At 67.9% G+C, this 21,134-nt stretch carries 18 protein-coding genes; 1 reads left to right on the top strand and 17 read right to left on the bottom strand.

What is annotated here, in order from left to right:
* Positions 1–15: 15 nt before the first annotated feature.
* Positions 16–2,745 (bottom strand): preprotein translocase subunit SecA, encoded by a 2,730-nt coding sequence (secA, locus tag V6X63_RS06755; protein ID WP_367978470.1) that lies wholly within the window; start codon positions 2,743–2,745, stop codon positions 16–18.
* 71 nt (positions 2,746–2,816) lie between these two features.
* Between secA and V6X63_RS06750 the strand changes: the two genes are divergently transcribed.
* The gene (locus tag V6X63_RS06750; RefSeq protein WP_367966009.1) at positions 2,817–3,266 is read left to right on the top strand and encodes a DciA family protein; all 450 of its coding nucleotides are present in this window, start codon (positions 2,817–2,819) and stop codon (positions 3,264–3,266) included.
* 1 nt (position 3,267) lies between these two features.
* Here the strand turns inward: V6X63_RS06750 and lpxC are convergent, their stop codons facing one another.
* The 16 genes from lpxC to rsmH form a co-directional block, all read right to left on the bottom strand.
* On the bottom strand, positions 3,268–4,182 hold the full coding sequence (gene lpxC, locus V6X63_RS06745) for a UDP-3-O-acyl-N-acetylglucosamine deacetylase (RefSeq protein ID WP_367978469.1): 915 nt from the start codon (positions 4,180–4,182) through the stop codon (positions 3,268–3,270).
* Positions 4,183–4,264: 82 nt separating this feature from the next.
* Entirely contained in the window at positions 4,265–5,410 is a 1,146-nt protein-coding gene (gene ftsZ / locus V6X63_RS06740; RefSeq protein ID WP_367978551.1) for a cell division protein FtsZ, read from the bottom strand.
* Positions 5,411–5,432: 22 nt separating this feature from the next.
* Positions 5,433–6,674: a cell division protein FtsA gene (gene ftsA / locus V6X63_RS06735; RefSeq protein WP_367966007.1), complete on the bottom strand. Its 1,242-nt coding sequence runs from the start codon at positions 6,672–6,674 to the stop codon at positions 5,433–5,435.
* Positions 6,675–6,678: 4 nt separating this feature from the next.
* Positions 6,679–7,389 carry a cell division protein FtsQ/DivIB gene (locus V6X63_RS06730; protein ID WP_367978468.1) on the bottom strand — a complete coding sequence of 237 codons (711 nt, stop codon included), beginning with the start codon at positions 7,387–7,389 and terminating at the stop codon, positions 6,679–6,681.
* The gene (locus V6X63_RS06725; protein WP_367966005.1) at positions 7,386–8,327 is read right to left on the bottom strand and encodes a D-alanine--D-alanine ligase; all 942 of its coding nucleotides are present in this window, start codon (positions 8,325–8,327) and stop codon (positions 7,386–7,388) included. The genes V6X63_RS06730 and V6X63_RS06725 overlap by 4 nt, the downstream gene beginning before the upstream one ends.
* Complete coding sequence (gene murB, locus V6X63_RS06720; RefSeq protein ID WP_367966004.1) at positions 8,317–9,213, bottom strand: UDP-N-acetylmuramate dehydrogenase; 897 nt, start codon at positions 9,211–9,213, stop codon at positions 8,317–8,319. The genes V6X63_RS06725 and murB overlap by 11 nt, the downstream gene beginning before the upstream one ends.
* The gene (gene murC / locus V6X63_RS06715) at positions 9,210–10,643 is read right to left on the bottom strand and encodes a UDP-N-acetylmuramate--L-alanine ligase (protein WP_367978467.1); all 1,434 of its coding nucleotides are present in this window, start codon (positions 10,641–10,643) and stop codon (positions 9,210–9,212) included. Before murC ends, murB begins: the two co-directional genes overlap by 4 nt.
* Positions 10,640–11,713, bottom strand: a complete 1,074-nt coding sequence (gene murG, locus V6X63_RS06710; RefSeq protein ID WP_367978466.1) for an undecaprenyldiphospho-muramoylpentapeptide beta-N-acetylglucosaminyltransferase — start codon at positions 11,711–11,713, stop codon at positions 10,640–10,642. Before murG ends, murC begins: the two co-directional genes overlap by 4 nt.
* Positions 11,710–12,909: a putative lipid II flippase FtsW gene (gene ftsW / locus V6X63_RS06705; RefSeq protein ID WP_367978465.1), complete on the bottom strand. Its 1,200-nt coding sequence runs from the start codon at positions 12,907–12,909 to the stop codon at positions 11,710–11,712. Before ftsW ends, murG begins: the two co-directional genes overlap by 4 nt.
* Positions 12,902–14,248 (bottom strand): UDP-N-acetylmuramoyl-L-alanine--D-glutamate ligase, encoded by a 1,347-nt coding sequence (gene murD, locus V6X63_RS06700; RefSeq protein ID WP_367978464.1) that lies wholly within the window; start codon positions 14,246–14,248, stop codon positions 12,902–12,904. Before murD ends, ftsW begins: the two co-directional genes overlap by 8 nt.
* A 14-nt stretch (positions 14,249–14,262) precedes the next feature.
* Positions 14,263–15,345: a phospho-N-acetylmuramoyl-pentapeptide-transferase gene (gene mraY, locus V6X63_RS06695; RefSeq protein WP_367978463.1), complete on the bottom strand. Its 1,083-nt coding sequence runs from the start codon at positions 15,343–15,345 to the stop codon at positions 14,263–14,265.
* Positions 15,336–16,697, bottom strand: coding sequence for a UDP-N-acetylmuramoyl-tripeptide--D-alanyl-D-alanine ligase (locus V6X63_RS06690; protein ID WP_367978462.1), 1,362 nt, complete (start codon positions 16,695–16,697; stop codon positions 15,336–15,338). The genes mraY and V6X63_RS06690 overlap by 10 nt, the downstream gene beginning before the upstream one ends.
* Positions 16,697–18,190 (bottom strand): UDP-N-acetylmuramoyl-L-alanyl-D-glutamate--2,6-diaminopimelate ligase, encoded by a 1,494-nt coding sequence (locus tag V6X63_RS06685; protein ID WP_367978461.1) that lies wholly within the window; start codon positions 18,188–18,190, stop codon positions 16,697–16,699. The genes V6X63_RS06690 and V6X63_RS06685 overlap by 1 nt, the downstream gene beginning before the upstream one ends.
* Positions 18,187–19,911, bottom strand: coding sequence for a peptidoglycan D,D-transpeptidase FtsI family protein (locus V6X63_RS06680; protein ID WP_367978460.1), 1,725 nt, complete (start codon positions 19,909–19,911; stop codon positions 18,187–18,189). The genes V6X63_RS06685 and V6X63_RS06680 overlap by 4 nt, the downstream gene beginning before the upstream one ends.
* Positions 19,908–20,198: a cell division protein FtsL gene (gene ftsL / locus V6X63_RS06675; RefSeq protein WP_367965995.1), complete on the bottom strand. Its 291-nt coding sequence runs from the start codon at positions 20,196–20,198 to the stop codon at positions 19,908–19,910. The genes V6X63_RS06680 and ftsL overlap by 4 nt, the downstream gene beginning before the upstream one ends.
* The gene (gene rsmH, locus V6X63_RS06670; RefSeq protein ID WP_367978459.1) at positions 20,195–21,133 is read right to left on the bottom strand and encodes a 16S rRNA (cytosine(1402)-N(4))-methyltransferase RsmH; all 939 of its coding nucleotides are present in this window, start codon (positions 21,131–21,133) and stop codon (positions 20,195–20,197) included. The genes ftsL and rsmH overlap by 4 nt, the downstream gene beginning before the upstream one ends.
* Between the last annotated feature and the right edge of the window lies 1 nt (position 21,134).

Here is a 21,134-nt window from a genome sequence, read left to right as displayed (position 1 = left end):
TCCTCGTCCGGCCGGCTAGAGCCGACCATGGCAGTGCTTGTACTTCTTGCCTGAACCGCAGGGACAGGGTTCGTTGCGACCGACCTTACGCTCGCCCCGCACGAACGGCTGGCGTTCGCCGCCATCGCCCGCCGCCTCAGCGCGCGCCCCATCTCCTCCATCATCGAGGGCGTTGGTCTCCGCGTGCTGGAACTGCATGGCCCGGGCGCGTTCCGCCTCGCGCTGCTCCTCGGCGGCGCGGGCATCTTCGGGGCTGCGGACATTGACATTGAATAGAATGCGAATGGTCTCGCGCTTGATGCCCTCCAGCAGCTCCTGGAACATCTGGAAGGCTTCCTTCTTGAACTCCTGCTTGGGATTGCGCTGCGCCATGCCACGCAGGCCGATGCCCTGGCGCATGAAATCCATGGCCGCGAGGTGCTCCTTCCACTGGTTGTCCAGCACCTGCAGAAGAAAGCTCTTCTCCACCTCGCGCATGTTCACGCCAATGCCGGCGACTTCCGCCTCCTTGGCCTCGTAATGCGCCGCGACCGCCTGTTCGAGGCGCTCGAGCACACCCTCACGATCAAGCTCATCATCCGCCTCAAGCCACTGCCGGACCGGCGCCTCAATGCCGAACTGGGCATGCAGCGCCTCCTCGAGTGCCGGGATATCCCACTGGTCATCAATCGTGCCCGGCGGCATATGCTCATCCACCAGCCATGCCAGCACATCGTTCTGCATATCGACGATGGTCCCGGAGATATCCTCCGACTCGAGCAGCTCGTTTCGCTGCGCATAGATCACCCGGCGCTGGTCATTGGCGACGTCGTCGAACTCGAGCAGGTGCTTGCGCATGTCGAAGTTGTGGGCCTCGACCTTGCGCTGGGCGTTCTCGATGACCCGCGAGACCATGCCGCTCTCGATGGCCTCGCCCTCCTGCATGCCCAGTCGCTGCATCATGCCGGAGACGCGATCGGAGGCGAAGATGCGCAGCAGGCTGTCGTCCAGGGAGAGGAAGAAACGCGTGGACCCCGGATCGCCCTGACGGCCGGAGCGCCCGCGCAGCTGGTTGTCGATACGCCGCGACTCGTGGCGCTCAGTGCCGATGACATGCAGGCCGCCGGCCTCGATCACCGCATCATGCCGCTGCTGCCAGTCCTCCCGCAGGCCGTCACGGCGGGATTCCGGGGCATCATCGCCGAGGTCTGCCAGCTCGACATCGAGATTGCCGCCGAGCACGATGTCGGTGCCACGGCCCGCCATATTGGTGGCGATGGTCACCGCCCCCGGTCGGCCGGCCTGCGCGATGATGCCGGCCTCGCGCTCGTGCTGCTTGGCGTTGAGCACCTCGTGATGGATACCGGCCTTGCGCAGGGCCGAGGAGATGCGCTCGGAGTGCTCGATGGACGTGGTGCCCACCAGCACGGGCTGGCCGCGGCCATTGCAGTCCTCGATATCCTCGATAATCGCGCGGTACTTGTCGTCCTGGTCAAGGAAGACCAGATCATGGTGATCGGCGCGGATCATGGGCCGATGAGTGGGAATGACCGCCACTTCCAGCCCATAGATGTGCTGGAATTCGTAGGCCTCGGTATCGGCGGTACCGGTCATGCCGGAGAGTTTGTCGTAGAGCCGGAAGAAATTCTGGAAGGTGATGGAGGCGAGGGTCTGGTTTTCGGCCTGGATCTCCACGCCCTCCTTGGCCTCAATGGCCTGATGCAGGCCCTCGGACCAGCGCCGCCCGGCCATCGCCCGGCCGGTGAACTCGTCCACGATGACGATCTGGCCATCCCGCACCAGATAGTGGACGTCGCGCTGGAACAGCGTGTGGGCGCGCAGCGCTGCGTTCAGGTGATGGACCATGGCGATGTTGCGGGCGTCATAGAGACTCTCCCCCTCGCCGAGCAGACCCGCCTCGCGAAGCAGCTCCTCGGCACGCTCCTGGCCGGACTCGGTGAGGAAAGCCTGACGTGCCTTCTCGTCGAGGTAGTAATCGCCGGGGCCATCCTCCTCTTCCTGCTGCTCCAGCGACGGAACGATCCGGTTCATGCTCTGGTACAGCTCGCTCGACTGCTCCGCCTTGCCGGAGATGATCAGCGGCGTGCGGGCCTCGTCGATGAGGATCGAGTCGACCTCGTCGACGATGGCGAAGTGGCGCCCGCGCTGCATCCGGTCCTCGGCGCGCAGCGCCATGTTGTCACGGAGGTAATCGAAGCCGAACTCATTGTTCGTGCCGTAGGTGATGTCGGCCTGGTAGGCGGCGCGCTTGGTTTCGCCATCCATACCCGGCACCACGACACCCACCTCGAGGCCGAGGAAGCGGTAGAGACGCCCCATCCACTCGGAATCGCGCCGGGCCAGGTAATCGTTGACGGTAACGATATGAACGCCCTCGCCGGTGAGCGCGTTCAGGTAGGCCGCGAGGGTGGCCACCAGCGTCTTGCCCTCGCCGGTCTTCATCTCGGCGATGCGCCCGTGGTGAAGGACCATTCCGCCGATCAGCTGGACGTCGAAATGGCGCAACCCCAGGGTGCGGGTGGCGGCCTCGCGCACCACCGCGAAGGCCTCGGGCAGCAGCGCGTCGAGGCTCTCGCCGCCGACGGCCCGCTCGCGCAGGGTCCGCGTCATGTCACGCAGCGACTCGTCGTCGAGCGCCTGCATCGTGGGTTCCAGCTCGTTTATACGACTGACCTGCCGGCGGAGGCGCTTGACCAGCCGGTCGTTGCGCGTGCCGAACACCTTTTTCGCGATTCCGCTGAGCATGCCGATCCAGTAGGCCTTTGAAATGACGCGTTACTATAGCGCATCAGTCGCCGGAAAATCAGGAGCGGACGATGAGCGAGCGCAAGGGTGGCGGTCCCGGCCGACTGCAGGGAATATTGCGGCGGTCCGCCGGCGATGTCGCCGCCATTCGCAGGCAGACTGCCTGGCTGGCGGATGCGACGCGCGAGCTTAACGCCGTCCTGCCGCCGCGCCTGCATGGCCACTGGCAGGTGGCGTCCCTGTCCCCGGCGGTTCTCGTGATCACGGCGGAGAGTCCGGCCTGGTCGACGCCGCTGCGTGCCCAGCAGGCGGCATTGCTTGATGCCGCGGCTGTCATCATCGGCGAACGGCCGGAGAAAATGACCATCCGACTGGCGGCCGCGCGGCGGTCCCCGCCCCGGAAGGCAGGCCGGACGCTCAGTGCGGACACCGCCGATCATCTCGAGTCGGCGGCGAAGGGGATGGACGACCCGCGCCTTGCGGAATCCCTGCGACGCCTCGCCTCGCGGCGCCGCGGCTGAATCAGGCGACCGGCAGCGGCTGGTCGTAGGCGATGGGCGCGATCTCGTCGGCCTCGAAGGTGACCTCCTCCCAGGCATCCTGCTCGAGCAGGAGCTTGCGAAGCAGCCGATTATTCATCTCGTGGCCGGACTTGTAGCCATGAAAGGCCCCGATCAGGCTGCGGTTCAGCTGATAGAGGTCGCCGATGGCATCAAGGATCTTGTGCTTGGCGAACTCGTCCTGGTACCGCAGCCCATCCTCGTTGAGGACCCGGTAGTCATCCACCACGATGGCATTGTCCAGACTACCGCCCAGTGCCAGGTTGTTCTGGCGCAGGTACTCGATGTCGCGCATGAAGCCGAAGGTGCGCGCGCGGCTGACTTCCTTGACGAACGAGGTGGACGAGAAATCGACTTCGGCCGTGCGCTCCCCGGCCTTGAATACCGGGTGATCGAATTCCAGGGTGTAGCTCACCTTGAAGCCCTCATAGGGCTCGAAGCTCACCCGCTTGCCATCCGGATCCTCGATGCTCAGGGGGCGCACGATCCGCACGAAGCGTTTCGGCGCCTCCTGCTCGAGCGTCCCCGCCGAGCGGATGAGAAAGACGAACGGTCCGGCGCTGCCATCCATGATGGGCACTTCCGGCGCCGAGAGATCGACATAGGCATTGTCGATACCCAGCCCCGCCATCGCCGAGAGCAGATGTTCCACGGTGGCGACCCGAACGCCATCGCGGCTCAGGCAGGTGGAGAGCACGGTGTCACCGACATACTCCGGGTGGGCGGCGATTTCAACCACTGGATCCAGGTCCACCCGGCAGAACCGGATCCCGGTGTTCGCGGGCGCGGGGCGGAGGGTCAGGTAGACCTTCTCGCCGGTATGAAGGCCTACACCCGTGGCCCGGATGCTGTTTTTCAGCGTACGTTGTCGAATCATGCTCGGCTGTCCCGCGGTCGCGCGCCCGAAAAATATCCGGGCAGTGTATCAGAAACGGCGGCAAGGCGACCCGGCGGCGGACTCAGTCCGCCTGCCGCCGCAGGAACGCTGGGATATCGAGGTATTCCATATCCGCTTCGGCGCGGGCACCGCCCCCGGCTGCAGCCCGCTTGCGCGTCACCGCCGGCCGCTCGAGCGCGTCATAGTCCACCTGGCCGGCGGCGCTGCCACTGACCAGCCGCGGCGCCGGCGCCGGCTCGGCCGTCTGCTGGGTCGCGGCCAGGCCCGTGGCCACCACAGTGACACGCAGCTCGCCCTCAAGTTCGGGATCGATGACGGTTCCCACCACCACCGTGGCGTCGTCCGAGGCAAACTCCTTGACCGCGTTGCCAACCTCGTCGAACTCGCCGATGGACAGGTCCAGGCCGGCGGTCACATTGACCAGGATACCGTGGGCACCGGCGATGTTGGCGTCCTCGAGCAGCGGGCAGGCAATGGCCCGTTCGGCCGCTTCCCGGGCGCGATCCTCACCGCTGGCCTCACCCGAGCCCATCACGGCCATGCCCATTTCCGACATCACGGTGCGCACGTCGGCGAAGTCGACGTTGATCAGGCCGGGACGGGTGATCAGCTCGGCAATGCCCTTGACCGCCCCGAGCAGCACATCATTCGCCGACTTGAAGGCGTTCAGCAGCGTCAGCTCCTTACCCAGCACCGAGAGCAGCTTTTCGTTGGGGATGGTGATCAGCGAGTCGACCTCGCGCTCCAGCTCGCGGATACCATCGTCGGCCACGGTCATGCGCTTGTTGCCCTCAAAGGGAAACGGCTTGGTGACCACCGCCACGGTCAGCACACCCAGCTCCCGGGCGATCTGGGCAACCACCGGGGCCGCGCCCGTGCCGGTGCCACCGCCCATGCCGGCGGTGATGAACACCATATCGGCGCCCTCCAGCACCTCGGCGATCCGCTCGCGGTCGTCCTCGGCGGCCTCGCGCCCGACCTGGGGGTTAGCGCCGGCACCCAGGCCCTTGGTTATGCCCTGGCCAAGCTGAAGCGTGGTCCGTGCCGAGCTGTTACGCAGTGCCTGCGCGTCGGTATTGGCACAGATGAAATCGACGCCATCGACGTCGGCCGAGACCATGTGCTGCACGGCGTTACCGCCACCACCGCCGACACCGATCACCTTGATCACCGCGTTCTGGTTGTAGGCATCCATTAGTTCAAACATCACGTCACCCTCCGTCAACGAATCAGAAATTTCCCTTGAACCAGTCTTTCATCCGGCCCCATACCGCCGAGAAGCCATTGCCTCCCGGGGGTGAGAGTTCCGGACGCGATTCACCGCGGTGCTGCCAGCCGCAATGCAGCAGCCCCACCCCGGTGGCATAAATCGGGTTGCGGACGACATCCGTCAGGCCGGTCATGTGCTGTGGCAGGCCGAGTCGCACCGGTGTGTGGAACACCTCCTCGGCGAGGTCCACGGCACCTTCCATCTTGGAACTGCCGCCGGTCAGGACGACCCCGGCGGCGATGAGGTCCTCGAAACCGCTGCGCCGCAGTTCGGCCTGCACCAGCGTCATCAACTCTTCGTAGCGCGGCTCGACCACCTCGGCGAGGGTCTGGCGCGAGAGTCGGCGCGGGGGACGATCACCCACCGACGGGACTTCGATGGTCTCGTCGCTGGTGGCCAGCTGGGACAGCGCGCAGGCATAGCGCATCTTGATGTCCTCGGCATGCTGCGTTGGCGTTCGCAGGGCCACGGCGATGTCATTGGTCACCTGATCACCGGCGATGGGAATCACCGCCGTGTGGCGGATGGCGCCATCGGTAAACACGGCCATATCGGTGGTGCCGCCCCCGATGTCGACCAGACAGACGCCCAGCTCCTTCTCGTCCTCGGTGAGTACCGCGTGGCTGGAGGCGAGCTGCTCGAGGATGATGTCGTCGACCTCGAGGCCGCAGCGGCGGATGCACTTGACGATGTTCTGCGCCGCGCTCACCGCGCCCGTGACCATATGCACCTTGGCCTCCAGGCGTACGCCGGACATGCCCACCGGTTCGCGCACACCCTCCTGGCTGTCGATGATGTACTCCTGGGGCAGCGTGTGGAGGATCTCCTGGTCGGCGGGGATCGCCACCGCGCGCGCCGCGTCGAGTACGCGGTCGACATCGCTGCGGGTCACCTCCTTGTCCTTGATGGCGACGATGCCGTGGGAGTTGAGCGAGCGCACATGACTGCCGGCGATGCCCACGTAGACCGAGTGGATCTGGCAGCCGGCCATGAGCTCCGCTTCCTCCACCGCGCGCTGGATGGACTGCACGGTGGACTCGATGTTCACCACCACGCCCTTCTTGAGGCCCCGGGAGGCGTGGGAGCCGATACCGATCACCTCGACATCACCGTCGGCCTGCATCTCGCCGACGATGGCGACCACCTTGGACGTGCCGATATCGAGACCGACGAGCAGATTGCGTTCCTGTTTACGTGTCATTAACTCAGTCCTCGTCCTGCCAGCGCAGGGCAAATCCATTGGGGTAGCGCAGATCCGCCAGCGCCAGGTGCCTGTCGGCCACACCGGGGATCCGCGGCCAGGCCGCCACCAGTCGGGCAAGCCGTGATTCCACCGACTCGCGGCCAAGCCGTATCTGTCCGCCGTCCGCCAGCGTCAGCGTCCAGGCCCGGCGCTCGTCCAGCGCCAGACCCGTTGGTTCCAGCGGCAGCGGCTCGAGCAGTGCACGGAGCTGCCGATAGCGCGCCAGCACCCGGGCGGCACTGCCCGGCGGGCCGGACAGTTCCGGCAGTGGCACATCCGGCAGCTGCCGTGGCCGGAACACCCCGGCCCGCCCGTTCATGAGTGCCACTCCGCCCCAGCGGGCCACGGGTTCCTGCTCGTCGACCGTAATGCGCAGGGCATCCGGCCACACCCGCCGCACGGTGGCCGTTGCCACCCAGGGCAGGGATTCCACCGCGGCCCGGACGGCCGAGACGTCCACGCCCAGCAGGCCGCCATCCAGGTGCCCCCGCAACACGCGCCGCAGATCCGCCTCGCGCACATGGGCCAGATCGCCGTCGAAGCCCACGCGCTCCAGCGGCAGCAGTCGCCATTCCGGGCCGCGCTCCAGCGCCAGAGAGCCACCGGCCATGACCGCCAGGGCCAGCCCCAGCAGCATCAGCACCCGTGTGCCTTGCCTGAATCCGGTACTCACCGCCTCTCACCATGCCTCCAGCTCGTCAGCAGAATGCGCCAGACCAGCTCCTCCATCTCGATCCCCCGCGCCCGTGCAGCGGCCGGGACCAGGGAGTGGTCGGTCATCCCCGGAATCGTGTTGACCTCGAGCAGCCAGAGCGCCCCCCCGGCGTCCGCCATCAGATCGACGCGGCCCCAGCCACTGGCGCCGATCGCGGCAAAGGCCCGCTGGACGAGATCTCCCATGGCTGCCTCGGCATCCGCCGGCAGGCCGCAGGGAATCAGCATGCGCGTGGCCTCCGACCGGTACTTGGCATTGAAGTCATAGAAGGCCTCGCCAGCCTCGATGCGGATAGCCGGCAGGATCTCCTCATCGAGCAGCGCCACCGTGTACTCGGGGCCCTCAATGCAGCGCTCCACCAGCACGGCGTCGCCGTAGGCCCGGGCCGCTTCCGTCGCGGCCGACAGGTCATCGGCCCGCTCGACCCGCGCGGTACCGACGCTCGAACCCTCGCCGAGCGGTTTGACGAAAAGCGGCAGGCCGAGATCCGCGATCACCACCGCGGGATCGTCGCCCGGCCGCAGGACGTGGAACGCCGGCGTCGGCAGGCCCATCGCCTGCCAGATCCATTTGCTGCGCCACTTGTCCATTCCCAGGGCCGAGCCGAGCACGCCGCTGCCGGTATAGGGCACGCCCATGGCCTCGAGCGCACCCTGGATCACACCGTCCTCACCCCCCGGGCCGTGCAGGGCGATGAAGGCGCGGTCGTAGTCCGCCAGCGCCGCCACCGGGCGCTCCGCCGGGTCGAATGCCTCCGCCGCCACGCCCCGGGCCCGCAGCGCGGCGAGACATTCCGTCCCGCTGGCGAGGGAGATCTCGCGTTCGGCGGAGTGTCCGCCCATGAGCACCGCCACCCGACCCAGATCGCGGGGGCCGGGATTACCTTCAGTGCGCATCGCCAGGCGCCTCCCCAACAACACGGACCTCGGGCTCGAGGACGACGCCGTGAAGCGCCTCGACCCGGGCCTGGACAAAATGAATGAGGGATTCGATATCCGCCGCGCTGGCTTCGCCGGCGTGGATGATGAAGTTGGCATGCTTCTCCGATACCCAGGCTCCGCCCGACCGACACCCCTTCAGACCGGAGGCCTCGATCAGGCGCGCGGCATGATCCCCCGGCGGATTGCGGAAAACCGATCCGCCGCTGGCCATACCCGTGGGCTGGGTGTCGGCACGCTCGCCCAGCAGCCCCCGCACCCGCGCCTTGAGGGCATCGGGATCGCCGCCCGGCTGGAACTGGAACGTCGCCGAGGTGAACCATTCGCTGGCCTGCCCGCGGACCTGTCGATAGCTCACCTCGAATTCAGCGGGCAGGCGCCGATGGGCCAGTCCCTGGCGATCAACCGTGGCCACGGATTCCACCCGGGTCCAGGTCTCACCGCCCCAGGCGCCGGCATTCATGGCCAGCGCGCCACCGACGGTACCGGGGATGCCGGCGAAGAATTCCGCCCCCGCATAGCCGCGCCGCCCGCACCAGCGGGCGAGTTTGGCGCAGGGCACACCGGCATCGGCATGAACACGGCCGTCCCCGAGGTCCTGTAGCGAGGCCAGCCCTCGATGCAGTCGGACAACCGATCCGCGCAGCCCGCCGTCACGGACCAGCAGGTTGCTGCCGAGGCCCAGCCAGAAAAGCGGCTCCGTCGCCTGGTCACTGGCCAGGAACGCGCCCAGGTCCGCGGTATCCGCCGGCTCGTAGAGTCGCTCCGCCGGACCACCGACCCGCCAGGTGGTGTAGCGTGCCATGGGCACCGATTCGCGAAGCTGGCCGCGCAGCGCCGTCATGACCCGCCCTCCCCCGTCAGCAGACTCGGCAGTACGCCACCGATGCTGCCTGCACCCAGGGTGATGACAACATCGTCCGGCCGGAGGATGCCGGGCAGGAGGTCGACCAGCTCGTCGAGGCCGGCGACGAATATCGGATCGGTCTGACCCCGCAGCCGGATGGCACGGCACAGACTGCGCGCATCGGCACCAGAGATCGGCGACTCACCGGCGCCGTAGACCTCCGTGACCACAAGGACATCCGGCTCGCCGAGCACCCGGGCGAAGTCCTCGAACAGGTCACGTGTCCGGCTGTAGCGGTGTGGCTGAAAAATCACCACCAGTCGACGGTCCGGCCAGTTGGCACGGAGCGCTTCGGTGACCGCCTCGATCTCCCGGGGATGATGCGCGTAGTCATCCATCAGCAGCGCCTCGCCCCCGCCCGCCAGGGCAAGACCGCCGAGCTGCTGAAAGCGGCGGCCGATCCCCGAGAATCCGCTCAAGGCATGGCGGATGGCCGCATCCGGCACCTCCAGGGCACGGGCCACGGCAATCGCCCCGAGGGCATTCAGCACGTTGTGTCGGCCCGGCAGGTTGAGCGTGACCGGCAGGGGCTCGCACCCGGCGGCGTGCACCACGAAGTGGCTGCGCCCGGCGTCGGCCCGGACATCGAGCGCCTGCAGATCGGCCGACACCGAGAAGCCATAGGTCCGTACCGGGCGTCCCAGCTCCGCGGCCAGGGCCCGGAGCTCCTGGTCCTCATCGCAGAGCACGGCGAGGCCGTAGAACGGCAGATGATGCAGGAACTCGACGAAGGTGGCGCGGAGCTGCGCGAAATCACCGCCGTAGGTGCCGAGATGATCGGCGTCGATGTTGGTGACCACTGCCAGCATCGGATTGAGATAGAGGAAAGAGGCATCGCTCTCGTCGGCCTCGGCCACCAGGTAGCGGCCAGTGCCCAGACGCGCATGGCTGGCGGCGCTGTTCAGGCGGCCGCCGATGACGAAGGTCGGATCGAGATCGGCCTCGGCAAGGATGCTGGCCACCAGGCTGGTGGTGGTGGTCTTGCCATGGGTGCCGGCCACGGCGATCCCGAAACGGAAACGCATGAGCTCGGCCAGCATCTCGGCACGGGGCACCACCGGCAGGCGCAGGTTCCTCGCGGCGATGACCTCCGGGTTGTCCTCGGTCACCGCGCTTGACGTGACCACGGCATCCACCCCGCTGACATGCGCGGCATCATGACCGACATGGACCGTCGCGCCCAGCTCGCGGAGATGGGCGACGACGGCGTTCTCGCGCAGGTCCGAGCCACTCACCCGATAGCCCAGATTGAGCAGCACCTCGGCGATCCCGCCCATGCCGGCACCGCCGATGCCCACGAAGTGCAGGCGCCGCACCTGGCCCATGGCGCCCGGCCCGCCGGCTGTGCTGCTGACGACGGGATTCATGCCGCCACCTCCATGCAGATATCCGCGACCCGCTCGGCGGCCGCCGGCCGACCGACGCGTCGCGCGGCATCGCCCATGGCGCGGAGCCGGTCGCGATCGCCGAGCAGCGCCGAGAGCAGACCCGTCAGTCTTTCCGGACCGAGCTCGTCGTCGGCGATCATGCAAGCTCCGCCGGCGTCGACGAGGAACCGTGCGTTGGCGGTCTGATGATCATCCACGGCATGCGGGAATGGCACCAGGATCGCCGGTACACCGGCCGCCGCCAGCTCCGAGACCGTCAGGGCACCGGCGCGGCAGACCACCAGGTCGCACCAGCGATAGGCCTCGGCCATATCGTCGATGAACGCATCCACCCGGGCGTTGACGCCGTTCCTGGCATAGGCGCCGCGCGCGATATCGAGCGTGCGACGACCCGCCTGGTGCCGGATGTCCGGACGGTCCGCTTCGGGCAGCGCAGCGATGGCCTCGGGTACCGCACGGTTGAGGCTGAGCGCTCCCAGGCTGCCGCCGACGACCAGCAGGCGGGGCCTGCCCGCATGCGTCGTGCCACCGGCGGTCTGGCGGCTGGCGATCCCGGCGCGAAGCGGGTTGCCGGTGAACTCCGTCTTCACCCCCCGCGGGAACGGTGCATCGAGTCCGGTGAGCACCCGGACCGCCAGGCGTGACAGGAGACGATTGGTGAAACCGGCGATGGCGTTCTGCTCGTGGATGACCAGCGGCAACCGCCGCAGGCGGGCCACCACGCCGCCTGGACCAGCCACATAGCCACCCATACCCAGGACCACCCGCGGTCGGTGACGGCGCACGACGCTCAGGGTCTGGACCGTTGCCCGCGCCACCATCCAGGGGGCCTTCAGCCAGCCCGCGAGCCCGTTACCCCGAAGTCCCCGGACGCTCACCGTCTCCAGCGTCAGACCGGCCTCGGGGACCACCCGGGCCTCAAGCCCGCTGGGCGTTCCCAGCCAGATCACCGGCACGGATCGACCGCTCAGAACCTGCGCCACGGCCAGTGCCGGGAACACATGGCCGCCGGTACCTCCGGCGATGATCAGCACGGGCCGCGCACTCATGACGGCCTCCTCTGCGGACGTGCGCTTGCCGAGCGTCCGGCCCGCCGGCATTCGAGATCGACGCGCATCAGAAGCCCGAGGGCCGCGGCACTCATCACCAGGCTGCTGCCGCCGTAGCTCATGAGCGGCAGAGTCAGCCCCTTGGTCGGCAGCAAGCCGAGGTTGACCCCCATATTGACGAAGGCCTGCAGGCCCAGGCCGATACCAATGCCGTAAGCCAGCAGACCACCGAAATGCCGGCCCGCCCGCAGACTGGTGGCGCCGATGCGGCAGGCGCGCCAGACGAGGAAGGCATAGAGCGCGATCACGACCATCATGCCCACCAGACCCAGTTCCTCGGCCAGCACGGCGAAGAGGAAATCGGTGTGCGCCTCCGGCAGGTAGAAGAGTTTCTGGACGCTGTTGCCCAGGCCCACGCCGAACCACTCACCCCGACCCACGGCGATCAGCGACTGGGTGAGCTGGAAGCCGGTGTCGAAGGGATCGGCCCAGGGATCACGGAAGGCGGTCAGGCGCTCGAGCCGATAAGGAGAGGAAAAGATCAGCAGCGCCCCCGCGATGCCGGCGACGGCGGCCAGACCGATGAACAGCAGCAGCGGCATGCCGGCAATGAAGAAAAGCCCACCGATGGTGGCCACCAGGACCGCCAGCGCACCGAAATCCGGCTGTGCGAGCAGGAGCACCGCGGCCACCCCCAGCACCAGCAGACCGGGGAGCAGCGGCCTCGCCGACCTGCGCAGCGTTGCCCCATGGCGCTGCAGAAAGGCCGCGAAATAAATCAGCAGGAACAGCCTCGCCACCTCAGAGGCCTGGACGTTGACCGGTCCGAGGGGAATCCAGCGCACCGCGCCGTTGGCCTCGCGCCCCACCCCCGGGATCAGGACGAGAACCAGCAGGAACAGTCCGAACATCAGGAGCGGGCCGGCCAGACTCTCGAGGATGTCCAGCGGCAGCCGCAGGCCAATGGCAAAGGCCGCCACGGCCGGGACGAGGAACAGAAGCTGCCGCTGCAGATAGTGCATTGATCCGCCGCCGGCCTGCTCGGCCACACCGACGGATGCGGACGCCATCATCACCAGCCCGAGCGCCACGATGGCGATGATCGTCGTCAGCAGCGGGCGATCAATATCCGCCGCTACCGCGTCGCGATAGCCGAGCAATGCCTCAAGGCGGGGGTGAAGCGTCACCTCACTCATCGGCCAACGCCTCCACCAGCGCGCGGAAGTGTTCACCGCGGGCACGGTAATCGGTGTACTGATCCAGGCTGGCACAGGCCGGCGAGAGCAGGACCGCGTCACCCGGCCGGGACAGCCGCCGCGCCGCCTCAACCGCTGTCTTGAGGTCGGCGACGCATTCCACGGGCGCCGATGATGCCAGCGCTCGGGCGAGCGCGTCGGCATCCCGACCGAACACCACGGCGGCCCGCCCCCGTTCGGCCAGTGCGGCGGCCAGCAACTCGAAAGACTGGCCCTTGGCATCGCCGCCGGCGATCAGCACCACCGGCTGCTCCATGCCGGCAACAGCAGCCGCGGCCGAGGCGGCATTGGTCGCCTTGGAGTCGTTGATCCAGCGCCGGTCACAGTGGATGCCCAGCTGCTCGCCCCGATGCGGCAGTGGCTGGAAAGCCTCGAGCGCCCGGCACATGGACGGCATCGGCCAGCTGGCCGCCTCTCCCATGGCCAGCGCCGCCAGCGCGTTGAGCGCATTGTGCCGGCCCATCGCCGGTAGCGCCCGCTGCTGCAGCAGCGGCTGGTCGTCATGCATCAGCCAGTCGACGCCATCGACATGACCGAGCCGCCAACGCGCGGCGCCGGACGCCTGCCCGGCGCTGAACCACGACACGGGTGCCGACCCGTCGTCCATGCCACGTACCCAGTCGTCATCGGCATTCAGCACCGCATGCCCGGCACCCTGGAGGATGCGCGCCTTGGCCGCAGCGTACTCCGCCATGCCGTCGTAGCGATCCAGGTGATCCGGGCTGAGATTGAGTACTGCGGCCACCTGCGGCTTCAGGGAGACGGTCGACTCGAGCTGGAAACTGGACAGTTCGAGAATGAACAGTTCCGCATCCGGTCGGCTCTCCAGCAGGGTCAGCGCCGGGGGCCCGAGATTACCGCCGGCCACCGCATCCACTCCGGCCGAGCCGGCCATCGCTGCCAGCATCCGGGTCACGGTGCTCTTGCCGTTGGAACCGGTGATCGCCATGACCGGTGCGTCGACCGAGCGGGCGAACAGTTCGACCTCACCGATGACGGACTGACCGCGGCGTCTTGCCTCGCGAATCGCGGGATGGCGCGGATCCAGCCCCGGACTGATCACGATCTCGGCGGCGCGGGCGATCAGCGCGCCGTCAAAGCCGCCGGTATGCACTGGAATCCCGGGGTATCGGTCCCGCAGCTCCGCCTCGCGCGGCGGTCGGTCGCGGCTGTCGATGATGGCGACGCGCTGCCCGGCCGCGGCCAGATGGCAGGCGCTGGCAAACCCCGACGCGCCCAGCCCAAGCACCACAGCGTCGAGTTCGGTTACGCGTTTCATGACCGGCTCACCCATCATCTGAGCTTCAGCGTCGCCAGGCCGACAAGGACCAGGACCACGGATATGATCCAGAAGCGCACGATGACGCGCGGTTCCGGCCAGCCCTTGAGCTCGAAATGATGATGCAGGGGCGCCATGCGGAAGATGCGCCGGCCGGTGCGCTTGTACCAGAGGACCTGGAGCATGACCGAGACTGTCTCGGCCACGAACACGCCGCCCATGATGAAAAGCACGATCTCCTGGCGGACCACCACCGCGACCATGCCCAGCGCGGCGCCCAGAGCGAGCGAACCGACATCGCCCATGAACACCTGAGCGGGATACGTGTTGAACCAGAGAAACGCCAGCCCGGCCCCGACCAGGGCCCCGGCAAAGACAACCAGTTCGCCGACACCGGCGACGTAGGGAATGCCGAGGTACTGAGCGAAATTGACGTTGCCGCTGGCGTAGGCGAAAACGCCCAGTGCGCCGGCAACAAGCACCGTTGGCATGATCGCGAGGCCATCCAGGCCATCGGTCAGGTTGACGGCGTTGGACGATCCCACCACCACCAGCCAGGTGAGGGGTACGATCAGCACACCCAGCGGGATGGCGACATCCTTGAGCAGTGGCACGATCAGTGCGGTCTGCACCGGGACCGTTGCGGTGGCGAAGACGATGGCCCCGGCCAACAGCGCCACGATACTCTGCAGAAGGAACTTCGTCCGGGCCCGCAGCCCCTCGCTGCTGCCGCGCGTCAGCTTGAGCCAGTCGTCGGTGCCGCCGATCAGCCCGAACATCAGGGTGGTCAACAGCACCAGCCAGACATGCCGGTTGGCCAGATCTCCCCAGAGCAGCGTGGCCACGGCGATGCCCACCAGCATCAGCGCGCCGCCCATGGTCGGAGTGCCCGCCTTGGAGTAGTGACTGACGGGGCCCTCGGCGCGGACCTGCTGGCCGACCTGATAGCGCTCGAGGCGACGGATCAGCCACGGGCCGACCAGCAGGCCGATCCCGAGGGCGGTGAGCGTTCCGAGGATGGCCCGGAAGGTCAGGTACTGGAATACGTTGAAGGCGCTGTCGATCTCCTGCAGCTGTTCGGCGAGCATCAACAGCATGTCGACGTCTCCCTGGCTGCCGCCTCACGCAGGGCGGCCACCACCCGATCCATGGCCGCCGAGCGGGAACCCTTGACCAGGACCCTGACGCCCGGCGTCAGGTCCGTGACCAGCGCTTCGATCAGCGCGGCCTGATCCTCAAACCACTCGCCACCGGCGCCGAAGGCTTCCACTGTATGGGCGCTGAGTTCACCAGTGGCGAACACCCGGCTGACGCCAAGCGCCCGGGCACGGTCACCAGCCTCGGCATGCAGCGGGCGGGCCTTGTCGCCGAGCTCCGCCATGTCGCCCAGCGCGAGCCAGACCGGCCCCGGTTCGGCGGTCAGGGTCTCCATGGCAGCCGCAAGGGAGGCCGGATTGGCGTTGTAGCTGTCGTCGATGATCCGGCTGCCATTCGGCCCCGCCAGGCCCTGCAACCGCCCGGTCACCGGCGCGACCTCGGCCAGTCCGGTGGCGATGGCCTCGAAATCCGCGCCGGCGGCACGCGCCGCGGTGGCTGCGGCCAGCGCGTTCAACCGGTTGTGTCGACCCGGCAGTGGCACCGAGACGACGAGCTCACCATCGGCAAAGCGAATCCTCAGACGGTCATCCGGAAGGATCTCGCCACTCACCTCGGCCGGGTTGCCGTCGAGACTGAAACGCTCGATATGACAGTGTGATGCCTTCTGCTCCCAGAGCGAGGCATGGGGATCATCGGCGTTGATGATGGCGTATCCACTGTCGGGCAGAGCCTGGAAGAGCTCCCCCTTGCACCGGGCCACGGCCTCGATGGTCCCGAAGCTGCCCAGATGCGCCGGACCGGCATTGGTGACCAGCCCCACTCCGGGACGCGCCCAGCTCGCGAGCAGACCGATGTCGCCGGGCTTGCCGCAGCCCATCTCAACCACGGCATAGCGATCCGCGGGTTCGATGCGGCACAGCGTGAGCGGGACACCGAGCTCATTGTTCAGGTTGCCCTCGGTGGCACGGGTCGCGCCCATTCGGGCGAGGATGGCGGTCAGCATTTCCTTGACCGTGGTCTTGCCGTTACTCCCGGTCACGCCCACCATGCGCGCGGTGCTCTCCGAGCGGGCCCGACAGGCCAGTTCGATCAGCACGCGGCGCGGATCAGCGACCCGCCACTGGGGCAGCGCGACATCGACAAACCGCGTCACCATGGCCGCCGTCGCACCGGCTGCGGCGGCCGCCTCGAGAAATTCATGTCCGTCCGCCTGGCTGCCGGGCAGGGCCACGAAAAGATCCCGTGGCTGCAGACGCCGCGAATCCAGGGCGACGCCCGTCACGGTGACATCAGAGCCGCGCACCGTGCCGCTGAATTCAACGGCGAGGGATTTCAGCCTCACCGCACGCATCAGGCCGCCCTCTGCCGCAGCAGCTCGCGGACCCGGTCGCGATCGCTGAAGGGGTGGGCGGTTGTACCGATGACCTGTTCGGTCTCATGACCCTTGCCGGCGACCAGAACGCCATCCTCCGGCGCCGCCTCGGCAATCGCCATGGCAATGGCGGCGGCGCGATCGATGACGGCCCGGCAGTCGGTCTGCCCTGCCATCCCGACGCGGATGGCGTCGATGATCGACTGGGGATCCTCGCTGCGCGGGTTGTCGCTGGTCAGGACGACCCGGTCGGCGAGGCGTGCCGCCACTTCGCCCATCAGCGGACGCTTGCCGGTGTCACGGTCGCCGCCACAGCCGAAGACGCACCAGAGATGGCCCGTCACGTGAGGCCGGAGGGCCTTGAGGGCCGCTTCCAGGGCGCCGGCAGTGTGCGCATAGTCGACCACGACGAGCGGAGCATTCGGTGCCATGAAGCGCTCCATGCGTCCCGGCACCGGCCGCAGGTGCGCCGCCGCCTCAAGGGCGGCCGGCGTCAGATCGGCATCAGTGATCGCGCCGAGCGCCGCCAGGGCATTGAGGGCATTGAAAACACCGAACAGGGGCAATGCCAGGGCGTGACGACGGCCCCGGTGAGAGACGGTCAATGCCAATCCGTCGGGGCGCGGCTCAATGTCCATGAGCGCCAGATCCGCCGGGTGATCAATGGCGTAGCTCAATATCTCGGCGTCACCCAGGGGTCGGGCGGCCAGATCACGACCCACGGCATCGTCCAGGTTCAGTACCTGGCGGCGCAGTCCGGGCCAGGCGAAAAGCCGGCGCTTGGCCGCGCGGTAAGACTCGACGCTGCCATGGTAATCAAGGTGGTCACGCCCGACATGGGTGAGGATGGCGATATCGAACGGCACTGCGTCCACCCGGTGCTCGACCAGCGCATGCGAGGAAACCTCCATCGCCACCGACCGTACGCCGGCGTCACGCAGCGCCGCGAGCCGGGCCTGGACAGTCACCGGATCGGATGTCGTATGACGGCTCGGGTGCAAGTCATCAAGTCGCCCCCAACCCAGCGTCCCCATCGCGGCGCTGTCGCCTTCGAGGGCCTGCAACAGCTGGGCGGTGTAATGCGCCACCGATGTCTTGCCATCCGTGCCCGTGACCGCGATCACACGCAGATCCCGGCCGGGATCGCCGTGGAAGCGCGCCGCCATGGCGCTGACAAGCGCGCGCAGACCGGCCCGCCGCAGATCGATGGCGCCGGACGCGGCACAACGCATGGCCACCGCCGTCGCATCCTGTCGGCCGTCCGGCTCCCAGAGCACGACGGCGGCACCGGCCGCGAGCGCCTGATCGAGGAAGTCCAGGCCATGATGACGGCTGCCGCGCACCGCCAGGAACACGAATCCCGGCTCGACTCCGCGTGAGTCCAGGGTCAGGCCAGACACCCGCAGGCCCGCGAGCCGGGGATCCACCAGCCACGGCGCCAGGAGCGGTTCCGCGTCCCAGGCGGCGTTCATGGCCGGCCCCCCTGGGCCACGGTGACCCCGGCATCCTCCACCGGTGCATCCGGTGTGATGTTGTACAGACGCAGCGCATCACCGACCACGGCACGGAACACCGGTCCGGCCACCGGCCCGGCGTAATAATCCTCGCCCCGCGGTTCATCAATGGTGATCACGGCCATGAACCGGGGGTCACTGGCCGGCGCCATACCGGCGAAGGTCGAGATGTAACGACTGTCGGCATAACCACCCGCGACCGCCTTGCGGCTGGTGCCGGTCTTGCCGGCCACCTGGTACCCGGGGATGGCTGCCTGCGTCGCCGTACCACCACTGCGGGTCACCTCCGTGAGCATCTCCCGCAGCTGCCGCGCATGCTCGGCCGTCATCACGCGCTCAGCGGGCTGTCGCTCCGCGTCGGCGAGCAGTCCGGGAGCCGGCAGCATGCCGTCGGCCGCGATGGCGGCATAGGCGCGGGCGAGCTGCAGGTTGGTCACCGAGAGTCCATAACCGAACGCGAGTGTCGCGCGCTCCACCGGTCGCTCCGAGGGCATCGCGGAGACAAAGCCGGCCGCCTCACCGGGGAACGCGACACCGGTTGGCCGGCCCAGTCCCATTTCATTGAACACCTGCCAGACCCGGCCGTCGTCCAGGTCCAGTGCGATCCGGGCCGCGCCCACATTGCTGGATTTGCGCAGCACGCCGGTCACCGTCAGCTCGCCGAAATTGCGGACATCGCGCACGGTGTGCGTGCCGACCCGCATCACGCCGGGTTCGGTCTCCACCGGCGTATCCGGCGTATACCGGCCACTGCGCAGCGCGGCCAGTACGGTGAACGGCTTCATCACCGACCCGGGCTCGTAGATGTCAGTCACGGCACGATTGCGGTAGCGCCCACCGGTAATGTCCTGCCGACGATTGGGATTGAATGAGGGCTGGTTGACCATGGCGAGGATATCGCCGGTCTTCACATCGAGCAGCACCAGCGATCCCCCCAGCGCATCATTGCGCTCCACCGCTGCCTTCAGCTCACGATAGGCGATGTACTGGAGACGCTTATCGATGGTCAGGTGCAGATCGCGGCCCGGCGCCGGCTCACGAAGGCGCTCGACATCCTCGATGTTGCGACCGAGCCGGTCGCGCAGGACGCGCTTGGCGCCGGGCTCACCCGAGAGCCAGTCCTCGTAGGCAAGCTCCAGCCCCTCCTGACCGCGATCATCGATATCGGTAAACCCCAGCACATGCCCCGTGACCTCACCGGCGGGGTAGAAGCGGCGGTACTCTCGCTGCAGCGCCACGCCGGGCACTTCCAGCGACATGACTTCATCGGCGAGGGCCGGATCGACATGGCGGCGAAGGTAGAAGAACTCACGGGACCGACGTGCCTCGAGGTCCGCACGCAGCGTGGCGGCATCCAGCCCGAGCTGGCCGGCCAGGGCCTGCAACTGCGCCGGGTCGGCCTCATCCAGGGTGACACCCGGATCCGCCCAGACGGAATCCACCGGAGCGCTGATCGCCAGCGGCTCCCCGTGGCGGTCGTGGATGGTGCCCCGGTGGGCGGGCAGCGACTCCACCCGCAGATGCCGCTGATCGCCCTGCCCCTGCAGGAAATCGCCCTCCAGGAGCTGCAGCGACACGGCGCGCGCCATCAGGACGAGCGGTAGCGCCAGCAGCAGGACCAGCACCACGCCACGACGCCAGGCCGGCGGCTTATGCACGGTCTCGGGTCGATGACTCATGGCCGCGCCTCCCCGACATCCAGCCGCAGCATGGTGGTGCGCTCCGGCGCGGGCTGACGCAGCCCGATGGAATCCCGTGCGATCCGCTCCACCCGCGAATGCATGGCGAGCGCCCCCTGCTCGAGGCGTAACCGGCTCCATGCCGTATTCAGCTCATCACGCGAATCGCGCAGGGACTCAAGGGTGAGAAACAGGCTGCGGCTCTGATGCTTGACCTCGACCACGGCGATCGCCGAGCCCATCACCGCCAGCGCGAGCAGCCCCGTCAGCAGCCCCTGGCGGCTCATGGCAGACGCTCCGCGACCCGCATCGTGGCACTCCGCGCGCGGGGATTGGCGCTGACCTCTTCGTCAGAGGCCCGGTAGGCCCGACCCACCCGGCGCAGCGTCGGGCGTTTCTCGGGGGGCACCGCACCGGCACCGGGCGGCAGGTCACCGACCTGGCTGCGGCGGTTGATGAAGCGCTTGACCCGGCGATCCTCAAGCGAGTGGAAGCTGATGACGACCAGCCGGCCATGGGGGCCAAGCAGGTCGCAGACGTCCTCGAGGAACCGTTCCAGTGACCCGAGCTCATCATTGAGATGAATACGGATCGCCTGAAAGCTCCGGGTCGCCGGATGACGACCGGGCTCGGAACGGGGCACGGCGTCGGCGATCAACTCGGCCAGTCCGGTGGTCGTCGCGGGCAGCTCGCCGGCATCTCGGGCCGAACAGATGGCCGCCACGATACGACGGGCGTAACGCTCTTCGCCGTATTCCTTCAGCACGCGGAGGAGCGTAGCGGGGTCCACCTGCTGCAGCCACGCCGCCGCGGTCTGGCCGGCCCGGTTATCCATGCGCATGTCGAGCGGCCCCTCCCGCAGGAAGCTGAAGCCGCGTTCGGCCTCATCCAGCTGCGGGGAGGAGACGCCCAGGTCGAGCAGGATCCCGGCGACCTGTCCCGCCAGCCCGGCCGCCCGGAGATGCTCGCCGAGCGAAGCGAAATTGGCCTGAAGAATATGGCAGCGCGGATCATCGCCATGGCGCTCGCGGGCGAGTGCGATGGCCGACGGATCGCGGTCGAGCAGCCAGATGCAGGCGCTGTCATCCAGCGCGGAGATGAGTGCCATGGCATGTCCGCCACGGCCATAGGTGCCATCCACGTAGACACCGCCCGCGCGCGGAACCAGCGCCGCGACGGCCTCGTCCCGCATCACTGCCTGATGTCCCGTGGAATCGCGCAAA

This window comes from Spiribacter onubensis (assembly GCF_040838425.1).
Taxonomy (GTDB): Bacteria; Pseudomonadota; Gammaproteobacteria; order Nitrococcales; family Nitrococcaceae; genus Spiribacter; species Spiribacter onubensis.
The sequence above is the reverse complement of the archived record's forward strand: the minus strand, read 5'-3'. Positions and strand labels throughout refer to the sequence as shown.